Here is a 25,783-nt window from a genome sequence, read left to right on the forward strand (position 1 = left end):
CTGCTCAGGTCGGCGCGCCTGCGGCGCGACGACTGCCCTGCGATGCTCGCCGGCGACGGGCGGGTCGGAAACTCGCCCGCTGCGCGGGCTCAAACAGCCGACCCGCTGATCCGTCGCCGGCTGCGCGTCTCGGCTGAGCACAGGCACGAACAACCCCGTGATCCGGCGTGAGGTGAACTCGACCCCGTGTTACGTGGCTAATCGAAGAAAACCAGCTGCTTGCGAACACAGATCAGTCAGCGACCAGGGCACTCATCGGTCGCGAAGAATGCATCCACCACTATGGAGGAAAAACTCGCCGGAGACGTTTCACAAGGCCGGATCGATCGCTGGCCGGCTCACGCCAGTTGACCCCACTGACACCCCACCACTCCCACCCCGGATGTTGCAGTGCGACACCCGCAGGATTACCGTGACCGCCAATTTTCACGTGACTGGAGATCTCCATGTCTGAGCTTCCACGCAAGGTCGCCATTGTTGGCAGCGCGCGCATTCCGTTCTGCCGCTCCAATACGGCGTATTCGAAAGAATCCAACCACTCGATGCTGACCGCGACGCTCAATGCGCTGGTCAATAAGTACAACCTGGCTGGCGAGCGCTTGGGCGAAGTTGCATCCGGCACGGTGATGCACCTGCGTCCGACCACCTGCATGACCCGCGAAGCCGTGCTGGCGTCACAGCTGGCCAATGAAACCCCGGCCTACGATGTGCAGCAGTACTGCGGCACCAGCCTGGAAACCGTCCTGACGGTCGGCTCCAAGATCGCGCTGGGTCAGATCGACTGCGGCATCGCCGCAGGCACGGACACGACCTCTGACGCCGCTGTGGGTGTCAACGAGGGCCTCCGCAAGATTCTGATGGAGGTCAATCGCGCCAAGACCGGTGGCGATCGCCTCAAGGCGCTGATGAAGATCCGCCCGGGCCATGTGGTTCCGAACATCCCGTCCAACGCTGAAGCGGCCACCGGCAAGTCCATGGGTCAGCATTGCGAAGACATGGCCCAGGCCTGGGGCATCAAGCGCGAGGACCAGGATCTGCTGGCCTTCACCAGCCATAAGCAGGCGGCTCAGGCCTACGAGGATGGCTTCTACGACGATCTCGTCTACGAGTTCGCCGGCGTCAAGCGTGACAACAACATGCGCGCCAACAGCACGCTGGAGAAGCTTGCCTCGCTGAACCCCGTGTTCAGCAAGAGTGACGCGGCCACGCTGACGGCGGCCAACTCCACCCCGTTGACCGACGGCGCCGCCGGCGTTCTGCTGGCCAGCGAGGAATGGGCCAAGGCCAAGGGCCTGCCGATTCTGGCCTATCTGGTCACCGGCGAGACCGCAGCCGTGGATTTCATCAAGGCCGACAAGAGCGCCGACAACTTCGTCCGCGGTGCCGAAGGCCTGCTGATGGCACCGGCCCAGGCCGTACCGCGCATGCTCGGCCGCCTGGGCCTGGGCCTGGGTGATTTCGACTTCTACGAAATCCACGAAGCCTTTGCCGCCCAGGTGCTGTGCACCCTGGCCGCCTGGGAAGACGAGCGCTTTGCCAAGGAATACCTTGGCCTGGACAAGCCGTTTGGCTCCATCGACCGCAGCAAGCTCAACGTCAAGGGCAGCAGCCTGGCACTGGGCCATCCCTTCGCCGCCACGGGCGCGCGAATCGTCGGGACGCTCGCCAAGATCATCGAGGAGAACAAAGGCGGCCGCGGCCTGATCTCGATTTGTGCCGCCAGCGGCATGGGGGTCACGGCAGTGCTGGAAGGCTAAACCCCGTCCAACACGGCAAGACCAGACAAAGGCCCGGGCAACCGGGCCTTTGTCGTCTCTGCCCCCTGGCAGTCGCACGCACGCAGGTGATTGCCTAAGATGCAACGCTACCTGCCCAAACCCAGATCTCGCGTGCACTGCCGCTTTACTGCAATGAAGCCCGCCGTATCGAGCGGGCGCACCTGATGCCAGGTGCCGACGCCAGCACACGCGTACGCGCCGGACGCGGCGCGCTGCAGACGATCGACAATGCGCTGGGCTTTCTGGCGCAGCACCCACCCTACGATCAAATCGATCCGGGGCTGCTACGCGAAGCCCTGCAACACGCCGAGTTGGCCTACTACGCGGAAGGTCGCGCGATCATCGGGCCGGACGCCGGCGTCCCCGGTTTCTTCTGCATCGTCCAGCAAGGCCTGATCCGGGGCACCCGGCAGGATGACGTGCGCGGCGCAGCCCCGCTGTTTGAAGCCGGCCCCGGTGAAACCTTCCTCGCGGCCGCCCTGTATCAGCAACGCCCGACCCGCACCGTACATATCGCCGCGGAAGACAGCTTTGTCATCCAGCTCCCGCGCAGCGAGTTCCATACGCTGCTGGAGAGCAGCGAACGCTTTCGCCAGTATTGCGAGCGTCGCGCCAGCGTGCTGGTGGACCGGGCGCGCGAGCAGCTACGCACCGAAATTTCCGCCGAGATGCAGCGGGCCGCCACGCTCGACACCCCGTTGGGTCGCATGTCGCTGCGCGCACCGGTGAGCTGCGAAGGTGACACGACCGTCCGCGCGGCCGTACGGAAAATGCACGAAGCCGGTGTCGGCAGCATTGTGATCAGCGACGGCGGGCAGCCGCCATCGGGCATCTTCACGCTACGGGATCTACGAGCACTCATCGCCGACGAAGCCTGTGATCTCGATGCGCCCGTCCGGGCCGCCATGACCGCCAACCCGCGTGGTGCCCAGGCCAGCGATACGGTCTTTGACGCGGCGGCAATGATGCTCGAACACCGGATCGGGCATCTGCTCGTCACCGATCAGAACCGCTTGCTGGGGGTGGTCTCGCAGCGGGACCTGTTCGCACAGCAACACGTCGACATGGTGAGCCTGGCGAGGAGTCTGTCCGGCTGTGACTCGGTGGCGGCAATTGCGGAGGTTCGGCAACACACGCAGCGAGTGATCAATGCCATGCTTGCGCATGGAGCGTCGGGACGGCAGCTCACACGCCTGCTGTCGCAACTCAACGATGTGGCGGTGCGCCGCGTGCTCGAGCTTGTTGAAGCCGGCCATCCCGACGCCCTGCCCCGCTACACCTGGCTCGCATTCGGTAGCGAAGCCCGGGGCGAACAAGCGCTGCTCACGGATCAGGACAACGGCCTGCTCTTCGAGCCCGTGCCTGGCGAACCCGTGGACGCCACGCGGCAGCGCCTGCTCTCGTTCGCTCAATCCGCCAATGAACAGCTCGCGGCCATCGGGTTTCCGCTGTGTGCGGGCAACATCATGGCCAGCAACCCCGCGCTCTGTCTGAGCCGGCAGGAATGGACCCGGCATTACGAAACCCTGATCGATGTGCAATCCCCCGAGGCGCTGCTGCAAGGCTCCATCCACTTTGACGTCCGCCCCTTGCATGGACACCGCCCGGCCCTGGATCCGGTGCTAAGCCGCGCGCTCGCCGCCGTCGAAACCAACACCCAGTTCCAGCACGCGCTGGCCCAGATTGCCCTGGGGTTCCGGCCAGCGCTGGGCCTGATCCGCTCATTTGCGACCCGACGGGTCGGTTCGGGCCGTCGGCTGGACCTGAAGAAAAACGGCTTGCAGTCGTTTGTTGCGGCCACCCGCACCCTGGCGCTGGCACACGGCCTGGGCATGGCCAATACCGATGATCGGCTCGAAGCCCTCGCCGAGGCCGGTGCAATCGATGCTCGCGATGCGGCAGCCTGGTCGGAAGCCTTTTCGTTCATCCAGGTCCTGCGAATGCGCGCCCATCAACAGCAGTTGGAAGCCGGCGAAGCGCTGAGCAACGAGATCGATCCGGACAGCCTCAACCCGCTGGATCGGCGCATTCTGAAAGAGGCGCTGCGGCAGGCCCAGCGTCTGCATGATCGCCTGAAGCTCAACTATCCATGACCGGGCTAATCGACCGTGTCGGCCATGTCGCCGAACGTCTGCTCCATCCGACCACACACGATGTGCTGGATGCCGCTATGGATCAGCGCATGGTGATCGTGGATGTGGAAACAACAGGCCTGGATGTACGCCGCGATGACCTGCTGGCCATTGGCGCCGTATCGATACAGGCTGGGCGGTTGCAGCTGGGCGATGCATTCAGCGTGCTCATGGATGCAGACACCACGCCCAGCCCGCATAACATGTTGGTGCATCGGCTCACGCCGCGGCTGCTGCGCGGTGGGGCGCCCCCTCGCGAGGCACTGGATGCGTTTCTGGATTTTGCCGGGCATGCGCCGCTGCTGGCCTACCACGCCCCCTTCGACGCTGCGGTGCTACGTCGGGCCGTACTCAAGGCCGAACACCGACTAATCCGACCCGTGTGGTTGGACGTCGCGGAATGGGCCTTGATGCTCGCCCCCGAGTTGGGACCGCACATGCCCTCGCTGGATGACGCCCTCAACCACTTCGACATTCCCTTGAGCGATCGTCACGACGCCCTGGCTGATGCCACTGCCACGGCCTGGCTGGCACTCAAGCTGTTATCGCTCACGGAAGCCGAAGAGCCCCTGACGCTGCACGAACTGCGTCGCCGGCTGCGACGACATCGCGTCCTACGCCGCTGGCGTAGTTAGGCCGTTTGCTCCCGAACGCTGAGATCGATCCCCCAACCAGGAGCGCGGCCTTCAGGCCGAAACATCGTGGCGATCCGTTGTGTGCCTGCGATGTCCTGCAATCAGAGTCGTTCACGCCTGCCGTCAATACAACAGCGTCGGATCCTCATCGCGAGCAGTCGGGTTTCGCCCTGCCGGGCGAGCCGATTTTCTTTGTTCGCCCAAAGAAAACCGGCGAAAAGAAAAGGCGCCCGAACACGTGGCCCGCCACCTATTCGGCGGCGGGTGCCCTGTGCTTCTCGCAGTCGGTGGGCGTTGCAGACGGGCCATCGTGGCCCGACTGCAACGGCTTCGGCATCCTTGCCTCGCTCGGCGCTGCGCGCCGACTTATCCACCGCCTGCTGCGATGCTCGGCCACGTGACACGGGTTCAAACGCACATCACGCCGGATAACGAGCTTTTCCATGTCTGTGCTCAGCCGAGACGCGCAGCCGGCGACGGATTAAGCGGGCCGGCTGTTTGAGCCCGAAGGGCGAGTTTCCGGCCCGCCCGTCGACGGTGAGCATCGCAGGGGAGTCGCCCTTTTCCGCCCCTTATGGGCGCGCAAAAAAAAACGGGGCGGCCCCTTCCGGCCGCCCCGCTCGTCCAAGCACCCGCGTCAGACGCTAGAAGCCGGCCGGGTCGAGGTACATCAGCAAATTCGGCGAACCGCTGCCCGGGTTGGAAATCAGCCCCGAGCTGGCGGCACCCACCAGCGCTGCAGCGGCATCGGCCGGCGTGGCCGATGGCGAGTCGGACAAGAACCGCGCAACGCCGCCCGCAACATGCGGGCTGGCCATGGACGTTCCGCTGAGTGTCGCGGAGCCCGTGTCACTGCTGGAGCTGGCCGAGACGATATTCGAGCCCGGCGCGAACAAATCCACGCAACTGCCAAAGTTCGAGAACGAGGACCGCGCATCCGAGCTGGTGGTCGAACCCACCGTAATGGCTGCCGGCAGACGCGCTGGCGACTGGCTGCAGGCATCGGTGTTGTCGTTGCCCGCGGCGACTACGGCCGTCACACCGGCGTCGATCATCCCCTGAACCGCGTCATCCAAGGTCTGCGACGCGCCGCCACCCAGTGACAGGTTCGCGACCGCAGGTGCGATGGCATTGGCCGCTACCCAATCAACACCGGCAATAATGGTGGAGGTCGCGGTCGTCCCCGCACAGCTGAACACACGAACGGTGTGGATAATCGACGACTTGGCAATCCCGAACTCCGTTCCGGCAGCCGTGCCGGCCACATGGGTGCCATGGCCGTTGCAGTCTTCCACGTTATCGGGTTCAGGCGCAGGGCATCCGATGCCCAGCAGCGTGCAGAGCAATCCGCCCCCATTGGACGCGAAGTTACGACTCTCGCCCAGACGGCCGGCGAAATCCACGTGGCTGGAATTAATCCCGGTGTCGATGATGTACACATGGGCACCCGCACCGGCCGCATCGGGGTAGTCGTAATGGCCGTCCAGACCCGTGATCTGATCGACCCGGTCCAGACCGTAGGACGGCACGTTGAACTGGGTGGCATTGAGCTGCATGACCGTGTCCTGCTCAACACGGGCCACCAGCGGATGACGCGCTAGCGCACGAGCCGCAATGGCCGGCAGCTTCACGGCGAATCCATTCAGCGCGCTGTCGTAAACGTGCAGTCGTTCGCCGCCACCGACCGTCGCGATCAGCCCATCGGCGAGTTGCGCGATGGGACCTGTTGCGGCCTCATCCAGCACCACAATGTACTGGCCGCGAATCGGCTCGAATGCCTGGGCAGCGGGCGCCATCAGCACCGGCCATACCGCCAGTGCAATCCAGCGGACCAACTTATTCATGTCAACCTCCGGGGATAAGGTTCAATGCCACCGTTTCGGTGGCGTCCCGGAAGGTTGACCCAGCCACTCAAGCCGGCGCGATAGCGCCTGGCCGAGTTCGCTGTAGGAGAATTCCGACCCTTGGCGACAGCGCCGCAGATCGCCGTCGGGCGTTAGCCCAACTCAAGGAAACACTGGTCTATTGGCGGCGCGAATAGAGCTGCGTTTCCTTAATCGTCATTCGCAGACCCGTTGGCAATCACCATCTGCAGATTGGCCCAGCGATCGAGCTGCAGCGACGGCTGCTCGGTCTTTGCAGGTAGCGACGAGCGCGCGCTCTGCAGGCTAAGCAAACGCAGTAGCTGGGAGTGGCTGTGCGGGAGGTGTTCCATGGTCCTGACTCCAGACATACGGGGCTTCGAGTGGTGTATCGGCCGTGATTGGTGAGGCTTGAGGATTTTTTTCTGGGTTTTTGATGTGGTGTTGATCGGCGGGGATGTGGGGGACTTGATCGGTGGTCGTATCCGTCGCGCGACCTCTAAGTATCGGAACGTCCTGCCTATCGCGACCAAGCCTCAGGATGGACCCCAACCCGTGTCACGTGGCCGAGCATCGCAGCAGGCGGTGGATTAGTCGGCGCGCAGCGCCGAGCGAGGCAGGGATGCCGAAGCCGTTGCAGTCGGGCCAGGACGGCCCGTCTGCAACGCCCACCGGCTGCGAGAAGCGCAGGGCACCCGCCGCCGACAGGCGGCGGGCCACGTGATCGGGCGCCGTTTCTTTTCGCCGGTTTTCTTTGGGCGCGCAAAGAAAATCGGCTCGCCCGACAGGGCGAAATCTGCTTGCGATGAGGACCCGATGTTGGCGTGTTCCGTGGCGGACTGAACCGCTCTGGTTGCAGGTCTCCGCGTGCAGACAGCGAATCGCAATGTTGTTTCGGCCTGACGGCCGAGCCCCTTTTGCGCGCCCAAAAGGGGCGGAAAAGGGCGGGTGCCACTGCTCAGGTCGGCGCGCCTACGGCGCGACGACTGCCCTGCGATGCTCGCCGGCGACGGGCGGGTCGGAAACTCGCCCGCTGCGCGGGCTCAAACAGCCGACCCGCTGACCCGTCGCCGGCTGCGCGTCTCGGCTGAGCACAGGCACGGAACCCCCCGCAACCCAAACCCGCTTGAGCGCACACCTGCGTCCTGCAGGCGCGCGTCTGCGTCGCTCACATTCGCCACCCTCAAGCCCCCTGCCCCTCTGCCGATACCCGACCACGATGTCCCGAAACGTGGTGCGCTATGCCTAGCCCGACTCTACAAGTGGTGTGTGGTGACAGCCTGCAACTGCAGTTTGTCGCTGACCAGGATGCCGCGCGGCCGCGTCTGACAGTTTCTGTGATTGGCCAGATTCCGGGGCGCAGTCTGTTGGTGACGCATCCCAGCGTCGCAGGACGCCTGTTGCTGGTGCGTGATGGCGAGCCCGTGGCCTGCCGGATGTTCAGCGAAGGCCGGATGCTGGGATTCAAGACCGCGGTTCGCAAGGTCGCCACACATCCGGATGCCTATTTGCATCTGGATTACCCCAAAGAGTTGGAGCAGCGCATTCTGCGCAGCGCACCTCGCGTCGCGGTGGATCTGGCTGGCCGCATCCGGATGAAAGACTCAGATCGCAGCCATGCGGCCCACATTGAAGATGTCAGCCTGTCCGGCTGTCGCCTGACCGCGCTACGCGCCGCCATCGATATCGGAGAGGCCGTCGTCATCACGGCCGATATCAAGATCGATGACAGCACCCAGGTGCTGGAGGCCGGCGGCATCGTGCGCAACCACCTTGAGAATGCCGACGCCGCCGCCCACCCCGAAGCCCAGACCTACGGCATCGAGTTCAATGCGCCGTCAGCGGAAGCATCGACGCTGCTGCGTGCCTTTCTTTATGACCAGCTGCATGCGTCAACGCGGATGCCGGTCGCGCCGACACCGGCGCGACCAGCTGCCAACGTGGTGGCTAGAACGCGTATCCAAGCGTCAGCATGAGCGAATCGCGGTCGCGGAGCTGATTGTCCTCGCCCCCACCGGTGTACCAGGTGTAGCGCATCTCTCCGGTGTAGCGATTCAGGTAATCAAAGCGAATGCCTGAGAACAGTCGCTTGGACCCTTCGACGAACAATCCACCCGGCCCCGGCGAGTAGCCCTGCACGTCGTGGAACAGGCCGAACAACGGCGAGACGTTGGCGCCCAGAATGGCGTTGTTGTAGGTGAACAGGCTGACCAGGCGATAGCCCCAGGAAAACTCCGACGCGAAGCCGTTGCGCTGCTGAGTGGGGTTTTGACGACGCGCGTCGGGCACCCCGCCTGACCCCGTGCCATCCGCGCCCGCGGAGAAGTGCGTATCCGTGCCGGATCCATGGAACTGGATCTCGTTTTCATCCGGCATATCCACTACATGAACCATGCCGAGTTCGTAAACGCCCAGAATCTGGTCAGCGCCAAACCAGTTTGAACCACCGAAGGTCACGGTACCGCCCAGATTCAGCTGCCCGACCTTGAGCCGCTCATACCCACGGATGTAGTCGCCGGGTTGGATATTGGTATTGCCTCGGTACCGCGTCTCGACATAGTCGGGTACGGCGTTGCGGGCACCCGGCACCGTGGCCAGCCCCAACAAATCCACGTCGTTTTCGGGAAACGCCGGTTGCAGATGTGCGTACACCAAATCGACCTGATGCACCTGCACGGGCAGATTTTCGCGGAAGGCGTACTCGCCTTGCAGCGCGACATCGCCGATCAGGGTATTGAAGCTAAAGCCCCAGAGCTTGATGTCTTCCGGATATTCCAGGAACAGCGCACCGGTATCCACCGGCAAGGCATTGCCCGGGAAGGCGGCCTGACCGGCCAGCGCACCACCAATGGTCGATGCAATGGCCGCTGGGTCCGCGCCGAGCAGGCCCAGGCAGGCTAGCTGCTCCGGCCCCACGGTTCCGATTCCGGGTAGCGGTAAACCGGGTGCGGTGATGCCATCTGCCGCGCGGCAGGAAGAGGCATCCGCAGCGGTGAAGCTCGCGATGGGAAACCGGCTGTGGTAGTTCGCATGGTAGAACGCCAGTTCGGTACCAGGCCCGAGCCAGTCGGCAAAATAGCGCAGCGCGATGCCGTACTGGCCATCATCCGAGGCGCGGCGATCCTCGACCCGCAGGGTGGTCCGGCTGCTGTCCGACAGCAGCGCGGTCAGACCGGCCGGTGTCGAGATCTGCTCAGGGTCCTCCGGCGCCTTGCCGAAGGACAGCATGGCGTAGTCGCCTCCGCCGGCAATATCACTAGTGCTGAAGAATGACCCGGCCGGGTCGGCCACCACGGCCTGCCAGTCCAGGTGGTAGTTCAGTTCCATGGACAGGTTGTCGGTCAGGTTGGTCGACGCCACAACCAGCGCAATGGGATCGAAAATCTCAGCCGTATCCGAACCCGGCATGTTCAGCCGGGCCAGGTTCGGCGGGCTGATGTGGTTGAGGCTGTTCGGCACCAGGAAGGTGCTTTCGCCCCAGTTCAGCACCTGGCGTCCGACCCGCAGGGTCAGTTCGCGATCGCCAATCGGCAGGGGGAGGTAGGCCGTCAGATAGGCGTCGAGCAGTTCGAGATTGGTCCCGATGTCTTCCTGCGCTGCCGCGCTGCGAGGCGTGTGCCTAGGCTGAAAACCCTCGTAGCCGTTGGCTTGACCATCCTCGACGTTGTGCGGGTGGTACTCGTCGAAATCGACGTTGATCGGATCATAAAATGCACTGGTCCGAACAAAACCATAAAGCCAGTCGGTAAAGGAGAGGTTGAACTCGCTGCGCAGGCGCACCACCGCAGCCGTGAGGTCGTACTTGTCGTAGTTCAGGTTACCGTCGTCGCCATTCACCGAGTAAAAGCCCGGTGCATCGACAAAGCGCTGGTTGGGCGCCGGATCACCGCTGGACGACACGCAGTCATCGGCTTCGCAAAGCCCTTGCTGCCCTGGAATATTCGTCTTGCCGATGATGCTGTGGTCGCGATCCTGCATTCGCATGTTCGCGCCCAGCGTGAACTGATGCGTGCTATCCATGCTGATGCCAAGCAGGTCGAAATCCTGCGCATTGGCAGCCGTCGCCGCGAGCAGCACCAGCGATCCGATCAGCCAGCGCCCCTCTTGTATCGTTGTCATGATGATGTGTTCCTCCTGAACCCCAGTGCCGCCTTCGTCTTGCGCGATGGCGTGTTGTCGGTTGGTCACCATTCGTTTAATAGGCATTAAACGTCTAGTGTGATCAACGGACGCAACGATAAGCGGCATTGCCGCGTCAATGCGACTCGTGGGACGATACGAACACGGGAAGGAGGGTTTGCCCGTTTCACTGTCATGTGAGCCGGGTGCCCTGGGTGCACAACAACAAGAGGTTGGCCAATGGGCAATTCAATCCAAGATCCATTAGACCGTTTTGTCGAACAGTTTGGAATCACCGCCAAGCAGGAAGGATTACCTCGGATCGCCGGCCGCTTGATGGGGTGGTTTGTTGTCCATGGTGGCCCGGCATCGCTGTCGGAACTGGCGGAGACGCTGAATGTCAGCCGTGCCAGCATCAGCACCAACGCGCGCCTGTTGGAGCAGCTGGGCGTATTGGAGCGCGTGGCCATGCCCGGCGAACGGCAGGACTTTTACCGCTACGCGGAAAACCCCTACTCGCGCCTGCTGGAAACCCATGTCGAACGCCTGCAGACGCGGCTGGACCATCTCACCCAGCTCGTCCCGCATCTGGAACAGACCAGTCCGGATGCCGTGCCGCGGGTCGAGGCGATGCGTCGCTTCTACGATCAAGCCATCAGCTCGAACGAAGAGCTGATTGACGAATTCGAGCGCATGGCCGAAAGCATGCCGGCCGCCAACGAAGATTCCCGCGACGACTGAATGGACAAAGCCCGGCCGCCCGAGATCATTCGGGGCGGCCGCGGCTTACCAGATCAAATCGTCTGGCACCTTGTAATCGGCGTACGGGTCATCCGGATCCGGTTCATCGCTCTCGGGCTCAGCTCTCCAAACCCATTCCGGCACCTTTTCCGCAATGCGGTCACCAATCGGGTGCGGCACGACGTGATGGATGCCGGCCCGACTGACAATGGACAGGCGACCGGCCGCCAGATCCCGGCGCTGTTCACCGGTCACCTGCAATGAATGAATGCGGCCGTCGAGCATGAAATTGTAGGTTTCGCCCTCATCTGGCCGCTTCAGGCCATGACGTTCAACCAGCTGGCGCACCGTATTGTCCATGTCCAGCAGCTCTTCCCGCTGCTTGCGCTTGGCTTCCAGGGCCTTATCACGCGCGGCCTTTTTGCGGGCTGCCTCCTTGGCCGCCTGCTGCTCGGGCGTCAGTGTTTTCTGCGCCCGCGCTTTTTTGCTCGCCTTGTTGCCGGACTTTTTGCCCGATTTCTTGGAGGTTCGCCGGGCCTGCTCAGGCGTGGCCAAACCCGCCTTGAGTAGCTGATCGCGAAGTGAGTCGCTCATGGGATTCCGGTCACGGTGACCCGGGCTGCAAGCACCCGGTGCTGGATGGCCGCATAGTTTAATCGCCTCCGGCACGACGACCCAAGCACGCCGGGTCAGATGTCGCGTTCTTGACCGCCGTCGCGCCCCGCCGCCAGTCGGCGGCGAAGAATGTGGGCCAGCGTCAGCACCACTGCGGTGCCCAGGCCCCAGGGGCCTGAATGACCGCCGGCTGGCATGTCGACGGGCTCATCGGGTGCCTCTGGGACCGGCTCCGCGGCAACCGGCTCAATGGCCGGCGCAGGCGCCGGTGGGTCGACACGGCTCCCCACCATGGCCGCCGGCAGCAACACCGGTTGCAAATGCGGGTTACCACGGGGCGTCCGGTGCTGAGCGACCAGCTCCGCCGTGTCGCTCAACTCGCGTTGTGGCGAAACCCAGTTTTCGATGATGGCCTCGGACTCGCGCAGGTGAACCATGGCGTGTCCGTATTCGGCCTTCCAGTTGAAGTAGATCAGGTTCGGGTTGGCGGCCTTGGCCGCTGTTTCGATGGCGATGGCCGCTGCCAACCCGGCCGGCCGGTAGTTCTGATCATAGTTGGCGGCATCATCAAATGGCGCTGCCTGTCGCCCACCGTTGGCCGCCCAGTACAACTCGTCGGCGACCACATCCTGTGCCCCGGGCCGCCCCATCGACGTGCCGACCATCTCCACCCCCACGGGCGGCAGCAGGCTGGCGCCCGTGAGCGGAACGTAGTTCGGCAGCTGTGGGTCTTCGGTGAGGTCGCTGCCAAACCAGCCGTGGGAGTCCCCGGACAGCACGATGTTGTCGACAATGCCCTGCTCCCGCAGCCAGCGGTACAGTCGACGCCGGTCAGCCGGGTATCCGCCCCAGCCGGTGGTATAGATCTCCGGTCCGCGAGGATCGATGCCCAGCCCCGCCTGCAGGGCCTCGCCGTACTGGTCGTAAAGCGGCGTGTTAATGGTGCCGACCTGCGACAGATTGATCTGGTTGACGATGATGTTGTGTCGCACTCCACGCGCCTGCGCCCCGAGCAGCGTTGTCTGCAGCCACTGCCATTGGCGGTCGCCGAGAATCTTCATCTCGGTCGCCTCGTCGTCACGGTGGCGACGGATGTCGATGAGCACGATCTCGGCAACATCCCCATACGGCAACGAGCGGTAGCTGTAGAACGCATCGTCCCCGCGCGGGATAGGCACATTGGTATTCGGACCCGTTGGCGCCGGAAACTGCCCGGAGCCATCCGGAATCGGTGAACGTAACGGGCACCACTCGTGATACACCTCGCCGGCTTGCTGGCGGGAGATCAGGACGGTGTCGCCATCGCTGGCGTCATCGTAATCATGCTGGTCGGCCATGATGGCGAACGGGGCACCCAGGTGCGCCGCCATCAGGTTGGGATCCTGGTAGTACAGCGCGTAGCGGCGACGGCATTCTCCGACGGATTGCCAGGCGCGGTTGTCGATGTCCTCATAGCCGCGCAGCTGCGGATTGCCCTCGGCATCCGGGTACTGCCGGCTGGACATGTGATTGCCCGAGACTTCATAGACGTGGTCACCGGCATGCGTGATCAGGTCGATATCGCCGCGCTCACCCATCCGGGCATAGCCATTGAAGTAGTCCTGCCACCAGGAGGTGCAGGCCACATGGCCGATGGTCAGTTCGGTGATGCCCTGCCCGACCGCCGGTGCGGTTCGCGTGCGGCCGATGGGAGACCGATAGCCCAGGGCGGTGAACGCGTACCAATACGTCGTGGCCGGCTGCAGACCATCGGCATCCACCTTGACCGTGAAGTCCCGCGACGCATCGGTCATCACCTGCCCGCTGTTCACGATCTGTGTCAGCTCCGGGTCTGTCGCGATGATCCAGCCCACGGCCACACTGGAAAAACCCTGTGGATCCGGCACCTCGGTGACATCCCAGCCTCGCGCATCAGGAATGGTGATCCGCGTCCACAGAATCACCCGGTCCGCCAGCGGGTCGCCCGAGGCCACGGCATGCCCAAACGGGATGAGGTCAGCCTGGGCCGGGTAGTGCCAATCGCCGCCGGGCAGCTGGCGGGAGAACTGGGGCTCGGATTGCGCGCTGGCCGCACCAGACACCGCGCCCGCACCCACTGCTGCGGAGGAGACGGCGACGGTTTGTAGAAACTCACGACGATTCAGAGGCGGGGCCATGCTGGGGTCCGGACAGAATTGGGCCGCCAAGCATGGCAGCTTTATATGTCAGCTTCGTGGAGTGGCGCCCGCGACCGGCCACCCGCGGGCTCAGGCAGGTGGCCGGCAGCCTGGCCACTAAAGCGTCTTGAGGTACTCGATAATCGCGGCGCGCTCGGCGGGGGTGAGCACGTCCGTAAAGTGGTGCCCCTGTTGTCCGTTGCCGAGAATGCGCGTGTCGTAGACCAGACGCTTGTCGATGGCGCCGGGCGTGGGGTCGGGAATATTCAACAATCCCGCCCAGCTGACCGTGCTGTTGAGCAGATTCTGGAGCAGCTGGGTCATCGACGGCCCTTCATCGCCGACCGGTCCACAGTTGTGCAGCAGCGACCCCGGCATGTCCGAACAACCGAGTACTGCGTGTTTCCAACCCACGGCATCGAAGTCGTAGGCACGCTCCGGCGACTGATCGAAGCCGATGACGGGTCCGCGCTGCTGAAGCTGACGCTGCCAGATCGCCGGTCGCTGCGTTGAATCGAGCACCTGCTCCAGGGTCGGAACCGACCCATTGTGGAAGTAAGGAGCCGTGGCCCAGACGCCGTACAGGGGCGGTGCCTGATAGCCGATGACGCCCTTCTCCCAACCACAGACGCCGACGGGGCGATCAGGCAATAAATCATCGCCGGCCTCGGTGAGCGGATCCTTGTCTTCGGGTGCCACGTAGCCGGGCACACCCTCCGGGTAACCCCAGAATGTCGTGTCCCAACCAACACGCAAGCTGTCGGTCAGCATGTCAGAACGCGCCGGGTCGGTACCGATGACGTCCAGGGGGGAAATATGCGCGGCCATGCCTTCCCAGTCCGGCGTTTCGAGATAGGCGGGGTCGTGCACAAAACGTGGCGAATACGCCCCATGACAAGATGCACAGGAGCCATTACCCCCCAGGGGTGCCGGCGCTTCGGCATTGCCCGGCTCGGCCCACAGGTCCTTGGCGTGGAACAGCACGGCGCCCTGCTCGGCCAGGGCGACATTGATCTCACCCGGCCAGGGCGGCGACTGACGCGACAGAAAGAATGCCTCGAGGTCCTGATCCCAGGCTTCGATGCGAGTCCGGTAGGGCTCCCCGGATTGGGAGAACAGTTCGCCGAACTCGCCCGGCCCCGCCGCCATAATGATGCGCGTGGAGTCGTTGGACACGCCGGCGTCAAAGAACTTGCGAGGCCGCACGCTCATGTTCCACCACGGGGGGGTGTCCTGCGTATGTGCCAGTGGATGCGAGGTATCGACGACGCCCTGCACGCCGTATGGCGTCACGAATTTGAGGGGGTCGGGGTTCAGGCCCAGGCTGTCGAGGTCCAGCACCGTATTCAGAAACTCGAACGCCCCGACGGCATTGTTCTGCCCCCGTTGCTTGATGCCGATATTGAACAACGTGTTCACATCCAGCGGCGGTAGCACATCCGCCACATACTCGGCCTGCGCCCAAGGCATGCCGTCACGGCCAATCATGATGGGGTCGTAGTTGTTGTTGCCCAGCCCCAGACTGGCGAGGCCCAGTGAGGCGCCCTCGGCATCGGGCGAGCCCAACTCACCCCCGTGGCAGAGGAAACAGGCCGCCGTACCGATCTCGCCAGTCCAATTGCCGGTGTCATCTTTCAATTGCCGCAAGCCCAATGGCAGTTGACCCGAGCCGCCGCCCGTCGCGTTGGGGTCCTCGCCTGGCAGTGGGTAAGGGTTATCGAATGGGGCCGGGTTGAGACCGTAGCGCAGTGCGTAAAGCGCATCGAAATCATCGGGGCGAGCATCCAGCCCCCAGGCCTGCCAGCTGTTGTTGAACTCGGCGGCGGACATCGCCGGCATGGGGAGTTCTTCCGTCAGGAAGTGATACCCGCGGTCGCGCCGGCTGCGGTACTGGCCGCAGGTGGTTGGGGCTTGCTCAGAGGCCGGCGCATTGACGTGGCAGTCCTCCCAGTAAGCATTGAAGAACACGGCACGGCCAGCATTGGCGCCGGCCACAATTTGCGATCGTGGATCCGGTGGAAGGACGGCGTCGTCCGGCTGATCCGCACAGAACTCTTCCCACACGTGGGCCGCCCGCTTGCTCCCCAGCAGCGGCAGGGATTCATGCGGCGTTGGCTCGCCCGTGCTGATGCAATCGGTGCCCGCCTCAAAGCAATCCAGCAGGGTTCGCATGGCCACATGGCCGGCACTGCCGGCCGGCCAGGGTTTGCCGCCGCTGTGGGGCTCGGCCGGGTCGCCAGGCTCGGTGAGCAGCGGATGCCCCTCCACCCCTTCGCCCATGGCCACCCAGGCCGCATGGATGCGATCCCGGTCTCCGGCACCGCCGGGCGCCAATAGCAGTCGTCGGCCTTCATCGGTATCTGCCACACCGCCCGGGACATGGCAGGTTCGGCAATAGTCGAGTCTGGGCTGGACCTGCGCGGCGAAATGGTCACCGCCGGACTCCCCACCCCCGGCAGCCGGTGGCATGGGCTCGGTCTCGCCCGAGTAGTCGCCGGCACAGGCGGCCAGCCCGCAAGCCAGGGCCACGGTCGTACACCACGCAGCCAGACGTTCGCATCGGATCGTCATCGGTCTCCTCCTGGTTCGGTGCGCAAGAAGCGTCACGTCACCGCATGTCACCCGTCTATGCGGGATTGATCACCAGCAGGATACGCCGGGGTCAGCCCGGCCGAAATGCCCGATCCGGCCAAGTCATGGACTGCAGCGGCCAGGCAGGCCCGCGGAGGGGGCTAGGCGACAGGCACACCCTCGTGCCGGAGCAGCCAGCGCTTGCGGTCCAGGCCACCGGCGTAGCCCGTCAGACGGCCATCAGCACCGATCACACGATGACAGGGCACGATAATCGCAATCGGATTGCGACCATTGGCCATCCCGACCGCGCGCGAGGCGGTGGGCCGGCCGAGCTGGGCGGCCAGCCTGCCGTAGCTACAGGTTTGCCCGTAGTCGATCTGCTGCAAAGCTGTCCAGACGCGTCGCTGAAAGTCCGTCCCTGGCGCCGCCACGGGCACCGTAAAGCCCTCCCCGACCCCAGCAAAGTACGCATCGAGCTGTTGCACGGCCTGATCGAGCACGGCGTCGCTTCGTCGGGTAGCAACAGGCGGCAGGCCCTCGGCATCCATCCGAAGCTCGATCAGCGCGCGGCCATTGCTCACCAGGCGCAGGCGGCCCAAAGGGCTGTCGTAGTCGCATTGTGCGGACTGAATCATGGTGTCCTCGTCAGTGATTGCCACAAGTGCATGGCGGCGTAGCTGCGCCAGGGCCGCCAGACCTCGGCCTGCTGCTCCAACGCCTTGGGTGTGGAACATCCAGCCGCTTTCATCAGACCCAGATCAGACGCCGGCCATGCGTCCGGCTGACCGAGCACGCGCATCGCCAGATACTGCACGGTCCAGGGACCGATACCGGGTATGGCTTGCAGGGCGTCCATCGTCTCCTGGGCGGCCGCGCTGGGATCCAATCGCAACTGACCTTGCGAGACCGCCTGCGCGACCTGCTGAATCGTCTGTGCCCGCCGGGCGGGCAGCCCCAGGTCAATTAGCGACTGCAAAGAAGCTTCGGCAACTGTCTCTGCCGCAGGCGGCGTTCGCTCCAGGGTCGGCCAGGGGGTCTCGATAATCGTCCCGAAGCGCTCGGCGAAACGGCCGTAGAGGGTGGTCGCGGCGCGAACAGAGATTTGCTGCCCGAGGATCGCCCGCAGCGCGACCTCAAACCCGGACAGCCCGCCAGGAATTCGCAGGCCGGGCGCCGAAGCCACACAGGGGCCGAGCAGCGGGTCGTCACGCAGCTGTGCGTCAATTGGCGCCGGGTCGGCGTCCAGATCGAACAGCTGTCTGGCGCGGGCCAACAGCGGGGTTAGCGCGGGCACCAGCGACTCGGACACACGCAGCAGCAGTTCAGGCCGCTGCCCCTTGGCCGGTCTTGCCGCCAGCCATCCCACGCGCTCATCCAACCGCACCGTGCGGCGGTACTCGCCGTCGGCCACTTGCTCCACGGCCGGTGCCCCTCGGCTGGCCAGAAAACCGGACAGCCCTGCCCAGTCCAACGGTGGGCGATAGCCCAATCGGAGTTCGAGGCCCTGCTGATCCGACTGGCGCCGTCCGCGCCGCATGGCGCTGGGCTGCAAGCCATAACGGTCGCGAAACAGGTGGTTGAATCGCCGCACGCTGGAAAATCCGGCCGCGAACGCGATATCCGCCATCGATAGCTGCGTGTCGGCTATCAACTGCTTGGCCAACAGCAAGCGGCGCGTTTGTGCGAGCTGTACCGGCGTGACCCCATAGGTTTGCTCCACCACACGACGCAGCTGACGGGCACTCACGCCCAGATCTGCCGCCAGATCGCTGAGACTGCGGTCCGTCAACTCGCCGGCTTCGATGCGATCGAAAGCCATACGGGCGACGCGCGATACCGCATCCACGCGCGCTGTCCCAGGCGCCAACTCAGGCCGACAACGCAGACAGGGTCGAAAGCCCGCGGCTTCGGCCGCCGCCGCGTTCGAGTAAAACGTACAGCGGTCCTGTCGCGGCAGCCGCGCCGTGCAAACCGGCCGGCAGAAGATGCCGGTGGTCGATACCCCCACATAAAACACCCCATCGAAGCGCCGGTCCCGGGCGCTTAGCGCGGCATAGCAAATGTCGGGGTGCAGCTCCATGACGGCAGTCTAGCGCCGGGCTCAGACCGCTTCTCGCCGTTTTCGGCCATCGAGTCTCGACTCTCGACTCTCGGCTGACAACAGTAGACGGCCCGATGCTTGCAGCGCAGGCTGAGCACTGGCACCGCAGGACCTCAGCATGTCCGGACCCCAAACGCCGCCGAGGGCATTTCGCTATTACGACTTCTGCCTGGTGGGCATGGTCGCCGTGCTGCTCTGCTCCAATCTCATCGGCCCCGCCAAGGTCTGCGCCGTGACGCTGCCCGTCATTGGCCTGGTGAGCTTTGGCGCCGGCAATCTGTTCTTCCCGATTAGCTACATCTTTGGCGACATCCTGACCGAAGTCTACGGCTATGCTCGGGCACGGCGTGCCATCTGGGCCGGGTTCGCGGCGCTGATCTTCGCCAGCGTCATGGCCTGGGTGGTCATCCACATGCCCACGGCTGACACCGCGTACAACCAGACCCTGCAGCCCGCGCTGGAAGTCGCCTTCGGCACCACCGGACGCATCGTGCTGGCGAGCATCATCGCCTACTGGGTCGGGGATTTCGTCAACTCCTACGTCCTGGCTCGAATGAAAATCTGGACGGGTGGACGCTGGCTGTGGACGCGCACCATCGGGTCGACCGTGCTGGGCCAGGGCATTGATTCGCTGATTTTCTATCCGCTGGCGTTCTACGGCCTGTGGGCTTCGGACACCTTGTTGCTGGTCATGCTGTTCAACTTTCTGTTCAAGGTCGGCGTTGAGGTGCTGCTCACCCCGGTGACCTACGCCGTCATCGGCTGGCTGAAGCGCAAGGAAGGCATCGACACCTACGACACCAGCACGCGATTCACACCCTTCTCCCTGCGCGATGAGGGTGAGCGCCGCCAACCGCCGCCTGGCTGACCACCCGCCCGGCGATCACGCACTGACCTGATTCGCGCTAAATTGGCGCAAAAGGGTGATGAGCCAGCCCAGTCGCTCAAGGAGACAACAAACCGAATGACGGCCAGCAGTGACAGGCCCGTCGGGGACACCGCGGTCGGCGATGCGGCCGCCAGCCGCAGCATTGTCAGCGTGCAGCTGCTGGTGCGACTGGCCCAGGATTACGGAGTCGATGGCCGCACCTGCCTGCAACACACCGGTCTGAGCAGCGACGATCTGGCCGATGCCCACCGACTCATTGACCCAGCACAGGAACTCCAGGTGGCCACCAATCTGGTCGAGGCCCTACCCGACCACCCGACCCTGGGGCTCGAAGCGGGCAAGCGCTACCACCTCGGCATCTACGGCGTTTGGGGATTTGCCCTGGCCACCGCCCCGACGCCCCGAGCGCTGGCGGACATCGCCCTGCGCTACCTGGACCTCAGCTTTGCCTTCGTCCGCTTCAAGCTGGCGCTGGACCAGGGCACGGCCAGCGTCACCCTGGATGATCAGGCCATTCCGGCACCCGTGCGCCCATTCATGCTGCAGCGGGATTTCGCGGCGATGGTCAATGCGCTCACCGAAGTCATGCCAGGCGCTCGACCGTTTCAGCGCATCGACCTCGCACTGGCGAGTCCGCAGGACACCACGGCCTACGAGGCGCTTTGCGGGCAGCGTCCCCGATTCGGACAGCCCCGACATCGCATTACCTTCATGGATGGGTTTCTGGATCAGGCCCTGCCGCGTGGCGATGCGCTCATCGCCCGGGCGTGCGAAGACCACTGCCGACGACTGCTCGACCGCCAGCGACAGCGCAACGGCTTGGCAGCCCAGGTCCGCGACCGCCTGCTGCGTACGCCGCACCGCATGCCCAGCCTTGTAAGGGTCGCCGAGGAGCTACACCTGTCGGAGCGCAGCCTGCGCCGACATCTGCAGGCCGAGGACACCTGCTTTCGCGCCCTGGCCGACGAGGTCCGCAAGGCGCTGGCCATCGAGCTGCTGACCAAGGCCGGCCTGAAGCTGGACGAGATTGCCGGCCGCCTGGGCTATGCCGATGCCGGGAGTTTCATCCACGCGTTTAAACGCTGGACGGGGGAATCACCGACCCAGTTCCGACGCCAGTTCTGGAAGGACTAACCAACGCAACAGGCCGCCCGAAGGCGGCCTGTTGCAGTTCAACGAAGCGACCTCAGACTCAGGCCGCTGCAGCCTGGTTGGGCTGGTCCGCGGACGCCGCCTCGAACTGCAGCACACCGTCTTCCAGCGGCTCCTTCAGCAACATCCGCTGATCGCGTTCGAAGTTATGCAAGACGCGCCACGGTAGCTTGCGGCCCTGACGCGGCAGGTTCGGCGCACCGCGCCGCACATAGCCGGAGGCCAACTCGTCCATGATGGATTCGTCCTCGACCTTCACGCCCTCATCGTCGTGCGGGATGAAGACGTCATAGCCCTTGCGGTCCATATGATTGAGCAGCCGGCACATGTACTCCGAGGCCAGATCCGCCTTGAGCGTCCATGGGGCGTTGATGTAGCCGAACACGTAACCGAAGTTCGGTACATCCTCGAGCAGCACGCCCTTGTAGGTCATGCGACTGCTGGCCTGTTGCGGCTCGCCGTCGATGCTCAGATCCATGCCCCCGAGCATCTGCAGCTGCAGACCGGTGGCGGAGATGATGATGTCGGCCTCCAGCTCGCGGCCGGACTTCAGCTTGATGCCCGTCTCGGTGAAGTGATCGATATGGTCGGTGACGATGGAGGCATCGCCCTTGCGAATCGCCGCGAACAAATCGCCATCCGGCACGGCGCATAGGCGCTCGTCCCAGGGGTTATAGCTGGGCTCGAAGTGCGACATGTCGGCGTTCTCACCCAGCTGACGCTTGACGCCCGACAACAGGAGCTTGCGCGTGGCATTCGGCCAGCGCTTGGCCGCCTTGTACATCCAGCGCTGGACCACGATGTTGCGCTTGCGCGCCATGCCATAGACCAGCGAGTCGGGCAGTAGCTTGCCCAGACGCTCGGAGAGCGCATCAAACCCTGGCACGCTGAAAATGTAGCTGGGCGAGCGCTGCAGCATGGTCACATGCGCCGCCTTCCCGGCCATCGACGGCACCAGCGTCACCGACGTGGCACCGCTGCCGATCACCACCACCCGCTTGCCGCTGTAGTCCAGGTCCTCGGGCCAGTGCTGCGGGTGGAACAACTCACCCTTGAACTGATCGGCGCCGGGGAAGTCCGGCATGTAACCCTGGTCGTAGCTGTAGTAACCGGTGCAGGGCAACAACACGCGGCAGACGAAGGTTTGCGTCTCGCCGGTGGCCTCGTTCACCGATTCCACCGTCCAGCGACGCGCAGCACTATCCCAGTTGGCCGAACGGGTTTGCAGCCCGTAGTGGATGTGATCATCCACCCCATATTCCCGCGCAGTCTCACCGATGTACTGGCGAATGGACGGGCCATCGGCCAACACCTTGAGCGCATGCCAGGGGCGGAACTTGTACCCGAAGCTGAACATGTCGGAATCCGAACGGATGCCTGGGTACCGGAACAAGTCCCAGGTGCCGCCCAGGCGCTCGCGCCGCTCGACCAATGCATAGCTCAGCCCGGAACATTGCCGGGCGATATGGCAGGCCATGCCAACACCGGACAGACCGGCGCCGATGACGAGCACATCAACGTGGGTGGTACTCATGCTGTGTCTTGCCTCCATCCATGCGAATGCATGCGACTGTTACTAATCCTGAATGAAACTTACATGATCTGATGTCATGTTTCATTGACGCTTGTTACCGCCCCTTTGCGGGCAGTACGGTCACTGGCCTTCAAAGATGGCATTGCGCACCTGCCAAAGCTCCGGATAGAGAAAATCCTCCATGCCTTCGATGGCGGTTTGCTGCAGATAACGCAGGCCGGCCGAGCCACCGGTGCCGGTGGACCGACCGATGACCCGGGCCACGGTTGTCAGATGCCGGAAGCGCCAGCGACGGAAGGCATCCTCCAGATCGATCAGCCGCTCGCCCAGCTGAAACAGCGACATATGCGCGTCCTGGTCATCATAAATGCGTTTCCAAACCGCAAAGACCCGGGGATCGTCTGCCATGGAATCCGTGTAGTCCCGCCCCTGTGCCGGCCTCGGCTCGATGCCGGCGTCCGGAAAGCGCTGTGCCAGCAAATTGAGTGTCGCATCGTAGATGCTGGGTTCGGCGCAACGACGGGTTAACCGCTCCTGCACGACCGGGTCCTTATGCATGGCGATGACATCGACCTGCCGCACGGACTCTCCGGTATCAAAACTGCGAATTCGGCGCTTCTCACCAAGCAGGAATTCGATCTCACGATTCTGGATGGACTGGAAGCCCGAGGCCCCGTCGCGCCCGACGCTCTCGCGGAAGACCTGAAACTCGGTTGGCGACAGTGTGGACAGGACATCCCAGGTACGAATCTGGACCAGCTGGATCTGGTGCACACGCGACAGAATCTTGTAGGCGCGCAGCTCATCCCCGGCGTATAGGGCCCGTCGCGCCCCTTCCAGCTCGTGGATCATCAACTTGAACCACAGTTCCTTGGCCTGGTGAATGGTCAGGAACAGCAGCTCGCTGTCGGCATCGGTGGCGCAGTCCTGCGCGGACAGCAGCGTGTCCAGGTGCAGGTAACTGCTGTAGGTGTTCTCGCTCATCGCATCTCCCCCGCTGAGTCGGTCTTGTTATTCGAAGTCTTCGCCCAGGTAGACCACGCCACCGTCGACATAAACGGTCACGGATGTGAGCCGGTCGCCCCGGCAAGGCCCGGCCACACAGCGGCCGCTTTCGATCTCGAACAGCGCGCCATGCAGGGCGCACTGGATATGCCGGCCGTCGCCCGCCAGGAACTGCCCCGGCGACCAGTCCATCGGCGAATCGGTATGCGGGCAGCTATTAAGATACCCGTAGACCTGCCCATCACGCCGCACCAGGCACAGCGAGTAGCCGTAGGGATGGTCGGGCAGCTCGAACCGGGCACTACCCGGATCCGGCAGTTCTGCCAGTCGGCACAAACGTCTCATGATGTGACCGGCTCGCTAGGCGGCAGCCGGCGGCTGCGCCACCACATGTAAATGGACAGCAGAATGGCCGGCAGCCCGATGGCCGCCGCATACAGGAAGAACGGGGCATAGCCCGAGGCATCCACGACAATGCCCGAAAAGCCACCGACCACCTTGCCCGGCAGCGTCATCAGCGACGAAAACAGCGCGTACTGCGTGGCGGTATAGGCCTGACTGGTCAGGCTGGATAACCAGGCGATGAAGACCACATTCGACAGCCCACCCGCCAGATTGTCCGCCGAGATCACCAGCGTCAGCCACTGCAGGTCTGGCCCGATGCCGGCCAGCAGCGCAAACAGCAGATTCGTCGCTGCCACCAGGGCGGCGCCGGCCACCAGCGGCCCACCGAGGCCGTAGCGCGCCACCAACACACCTCCGATAAAGGAGCCGGCAATGGTCATGAAAAAGCCGAACACCTTGGTCACGCTGGCGATTTCTGACTTGCTAAAGCCCAGGTCCAGGTAAAACGGATTGGCCATCACACCCATGGTGATGTCGGAGACACGGTAGATCGCAACCAGCAGCAAAATGGTCAGCGCCACCCAGCCGTTGCGTCGGAAAAAGTCCACGAACGGCCCGACCACGGCGCCGGCGAACCAGGCCGTGGCATGGCGTAGCCGCGACGGTGCGCGGTCGCCCAACATCGCGCCGGCCATGCGGTCTTCGAGAATCTCCGTCACCCGGTCCACCCGGCGAATGGGCTCTGCAATGCAAAGCGTGGTGACCATGCCTATGCCCACGCAGGCCGCCATGACCTGGTAGGCCAGCGTCCAGGAGCCGAAATCGGCGACGTAGAAAGCGCCCGCGCCGGCCACCAACAAGGCCACGCGGTAACCGAAGATGTAGGTCGCTGCCATCGCGGCCTGCAGCGTTTGCTGGACGGCCTCGATCCGGTAGGCATCGATGGAGATGTCCTGGGTTGCCGAAGAGAATGCCACCAGCAAGGCCAGCCAGGCCACGGCGACCAGCGAGGTTTGCGGGTCGATCAGCGACATGCCTACCAGGCCCGTGGCAATTCCGAGCTGCGCCAACAGCATCCAGCCGCGGCGCTGCCCCAGGCGGCGGGTCAACAGCGGCAATGGCAGACGATCAACAATCGGCGCCCAGAACACCTTGATGGAATAGGTGATGCCGACCCAGGAGAAAAAACCGATGGCCGTCCGGCTCACGCCCTCGTCGCGCAACCAAGCCGAGAGGGTCGAGAACACCAATAAAAATGGCAGGCCCGCGGAAAACCCCAGAAAGGCCATGCCGATCACCCGCGGGTGCCGGTAAACGGTCAGCGCAGCCAGCCAGCCCCGCCGGGTGTCGGTGTTGTCATTCACCCCAGAGGACCGTCGTAGTCGATGGTCAGCGGTGCGTGGTCAGAAAACCGCTCGTCACGGTAAATCGCTGTCGACTGGATCCGATGCTTCAGGCTGGGCGTGACCATTTGGTAGTCGATCCGCCAGCCCACGTTCTTGGCCCAGGCCTGCCCCCGATTAGACCACCAGGTGTACTGGTCCGGCTCCTGATTCACGACACGGAATGCATCGACCCAGCCTACCTCGTCGAACAGCGTGTCTAGCCAGGCCCGCTCCTCCGGCAGGAAACCGGAGTTTTTCTGATTCGATTTCCAGTTCTTCAGGTCGATGTTCTTGTGCGCGATATTCCAGTCACCGCACAACACGTAGTCGCGACCATCGGTCATCATTTCGCGCAGTCGCGGCAGGTACAAATCGAGAAAGCGCCACTTGGATGCCTGGCGATGGTCGCCCGAAGAGCCGCTGGGCAGATACAGCGAGACGACAGACAGGTTGCCGAAGCGAGCCTCAATCGCGCGACCCTCGGCATCGAATTCCTCGAAGCCAAAACCCCAGTGCACCGTGTCTGGCTGCTGGCGCGCGTAGATCGCCACACCGCTGTACCCAGGCTTGTTGGCATCGCAGTAATACGCATGCCAGCCCGGTGGAAAGAAGCTTTCATCCAGCTGGTTGATCTTGGCCTTGGTTTCCTGGATGCACAGCACGTCGGCATCCTGTTTCGGCAACCAGTCAAAGAATCCCTTGCGGGCCGCGGCACGGATGCCGTTGGCATTCAACGAAATAATGCGCATGCAATCGATCG

General features: G+C 63.9%; 20 protein-coding genes. 7 read left to right on the forward strand and 13 right to left on the reverse strand.

Annotated features, from left to right (window positions below):
* The first annotated feature begins 446 nt into the window (after positions 1-446).
* The 3 genes from DEH80_RS15525 to DEH80_RS15535 all read left to right on the forward strand — a co-directional run bounded on the left by DEH80_RS15525 (position 447) and on the right by DEH80_RS15535 (position 4,545).
* Positions 447-1,757: an acetyl-CoA C-acetyltransferase gene (locus tag DEH80_RS15525; protein WP_109721436.1), complete on the forward strand. Its 1,311-nt coding sequence runs from the start codon at positions 447-449 to the stop codon at positions 1,755-1,757.
* 185 nt (positions 1,758-1,942) lie between these two features.
* On the forward strand, positions 1,943-3,871 hold the full coding sequence (locus tag DEH80_RS15530) for a putative nucleotidyltransferase substrate binding domain-containing protein (protein ID WP_109721437.1): 1,929 nt from the start codon (positions 1,943-1,945) through the stop codon (positions 3,869-3,871).
* Positions 3,868-4,545 carry a 3'-5' exonuclease gene (locus DEH80_RS15535; protein ID WP_109721438.1) on the forward strand — a complete coding sequence of 226 codons (678 nt, stop codon included), beginning with the start codon at positions 3,868-3,870 and terminating at the stop codon, positions 4,543-4,545. The genes DEH80_RS15530 and DEH80_RS15535 overlap by 4 nt, the downstream gene beginning before the upstream one ends.
* 644 nt (positions 4,546-5,189) lie before the next feature.
* Here the strand turns inward: DEH80_RS15535 and DEH80_RS15540 are convergent.
* On the reverse strand, positions 5,190-6,389 hold the full coding sequence (locus tag DEH80_RS15540) for a S8 family peptidase (RefSeq protein ID WP_109721439.1): 1,200 nt from the start codon (positions 6,387-6,389) through the stop codon (positions 5,190-5,192).
* A gap of 209 nt (positions 6,390-6,598) precedes the next feature.
* On the reverse strand, positions 6,599-6,760 hold the full coding sequence (locus tag DEH80_RS17400; protein WP_165831511.1) for a hypothetical protein: 162 nt from the start codon (positions 6,758-6,760) through the stop codon (positions 6,599-6,601).
* Between the two features lie 888 nt (positions 6,761-7,648).
* Here DEH80_RS17400 and DEH80_RS15545 point away from each other — a divergent pair.
* The gene (locus tag DEH80_RS15545) at positions 7,649-8,383 is read left to right on the forward strand and encodes a flagellar brake protein (protein WP_109721440.1); all 735 of its coding nucleotides are present in this window, start codon (positions 7,649-7,651) and stop codon (positions 8,381-8,383) included.
* On the opposite strand, the gene DEH80_RS15550 is transcribed toward DEH80_RS15545, so the two are convergent.
* Complete coding sequence (locus DEH80_RS15550; RefSeq protein WP_165831512.1) at positions 8,355-10,526, reverse strand: DUF1302 domain-containing protein; 2,172 nt, start codon at positions 10,524-10,526, stop codon at positions 8,355-8,357. The two genes, DEH80_RS15545 and DEH80_RS15550, sit on opposite strands and share 29 nt — an antisense overlap.
* A 240-nt stretch (positions 10,527-10,766) precedes the next feature.
* Here DEH80_RS15550 and DEH80_RS15555 point away from each other — a divergent pair, with 240 nt between their 5' ends.
* Complete coding sequence (locus DEH80_RS15555; RefSeq protein WP_109721442.1) at positions 10,767-11,267, forward strand: GbsR/MarR family transcriptional regulator; 501 nt, start codon at positions 10,767-10,769, stop codon at positions 11,265-11,267.
* A 45-nt stretch (positions 11,268-11,312) separates the two neighbouring features.
* Here the strand turns inward: DEH80_RS15555 and DEH80_RS15560 are convergent, their stop codons facing one another.
* The 5 genes from DEH80_RS15560 to DEH80_RS15580 form a co-directional block, all read right to left on the reverse strand.
* Positions 11,313-11,861, reverse strand: a complete 549-nt coding sequence (locus DEH80_RS15560) for a DUF2058 domain-containing protein (protein ID WP_109721443.1) — start codon at positions 11,859-11,861, stop codon at positions 11,313-11,315.
* A 95-nt stretch (positions 11,862-11,956) separates the two neighbouring features.
* A complete protein-coding gene (locus tag DEH80_RS15565; protein WP_109721444.1) occupies positions 11,957-14,038 on the reverse strand; it encodes an alkaline phosphatase D family protein in 2,082 nt (693 codons plus the stop codon).
* Between the two features lie 117 nt (positions 14,039-14,155).
* Positions 14,156-16,609, reverse strand: a complete 2,454-nt coding sequence (gene roxC / locus DEH80_RS15570) for a putative rubber dioxygenase RoxC (protein ID WP_133249282.1) — start codon at positions 16,607-16,609, stop codon at positions 14,156-14,158.
* A gap of 161 nt (positions 16,610-16,770) precedes the next feature.
* The gene (locus tag DEH80_RS15575) at positions 16,771-17,247 is read right to left on the reverse strand and encodes a methylated-DNA--[protein]-cysteine S-methyltransferase (protein WP_109721446.1); all 477 of its coding nucleotides are present in this window, start codon (positions 17,245-17,247) and stop codon (positions 16,771-16,773) included.
* A complete protein-coding gene (locus DEH80_RS15580; RefSeq protein WP_109721447.1) occupies positions 17,244-18,692 on the reverse strand; it encodes a DNA-3-methyladenine glycosylase 2 in 1,449 nt (482 codons plus the stop codon). The genes DEH80_RS15575 and DEH80_RS15580 overlap by 4 nt, the downstream gene beginning before the upstream one ends.
* A gap of 139 nt (positions 18,693-18,831) precedes the next feature.
* Here DEH80_RS15580 and DEH80_RS15585 point away from each other — a divergent pair, with 139 nt between their 5' ends.
* Positions 18,832-19,581, forward strand: coding sequence for a queuosine precursor transporter (locus DEH80_RS15585; protein ID WP_109721448.1), 750 nt, complete (start codon positions 18,832-18,834; stop codon positions 19,579-19,581).
* Between the two features lie 96 nt (positions 19,582-19,677).
* A complete protein-coding gene (locus DEH80_RS15590; RefSeq protein ID WP_109721449.1) occupies positions 19,678-20,736 on the forward strand; it encodes an AraC family transcriptional regulator in 1,059 nt (352 codons plus the stop codon).
* Positions 20,737-20,794: 58 nt separating this feature from the next.
* Here the strand turns inward: DEH80_RS15590 and DEH80_RS15595 are convergent, their stop codons facing one another.
* From DEH80_RS15595 to DEH80_RS15615, 5 genes are all read right to left on the reverse strand, one after another.
* A complete protein-coding gene (locus DEH80_RS15595) occupies positions 20,795-22,288 on the reverse strand; it encodes a flavin-containing monooxygenase (RefSeq protein WP_109721450.1) in 1,494 nt (497 codons plus the stop codon).
* Positions 22,289-22,408: 120 nt separating this feature from the next.
* Positions 22,409-23,272, reverse strand: a complete 864-nt coding sequence (locus DEH80_RS15600; protein ID WP_109721451.1) for a tryptophan 2,3-dioxygenase — start codon at positions 23,270-23,272, stop codon at positions 22,409-22,411.
* A 27-nt stretch (positions 23,273-23,299) separates the two neighbouring features.
* Positions 23,300-23,638, reverse strand: a complete 339-nt coding sequence (locus DEH80_RS15605; protein WP_109721452.1) for a Rieske (2Fe-2S) protein — start codon at positions 23,636-23,638, stop codon at positions 23,300-23,302.
* Positions 23,635-25,002 carry an AmpG family muropeptide MFS transporter gene (locus tag DEH80_RS15610; RefSeq protein ID WP_243412831.1) on the reverse strand — a complete coding sequence of 456 codons (1,368 nt, stop codon included), beginning with the start codon at positions 25,000-25,002 and terminating at the stop codon, positions 23,635-23,637. The genes DEH80_RS15605 and DEH80_RS15610 overlap by 4 nt, the downstream gene beginning before the upstream one ends.
* Entirely contained in the window at positions 24,999-25,772 is a 774-nt protein-coding gene (locus DEH80_RS15615) for an exodeoxyribonuclease III (RefSeq protein ID WP_109721453.1), read from the reverse strand. Before DEH80_RS15615 ends, DEH80_RS15610 begins: the two co-directional genes overlap by 4 nt.
* Between the last annotated feature and the right edge of the window lie 11 nt (positions 25,773-25,783).

This window comes from Abyssibacter profundi, assembly GCF_003151135.1.
In the GTDB taxonomy this organism is placed as follows: Bacteria; Pseudomonadota; Gammaproteobacteria; order Nevskiales; family OUC007; genus Abyssibacter; species Abyssibacter profundi.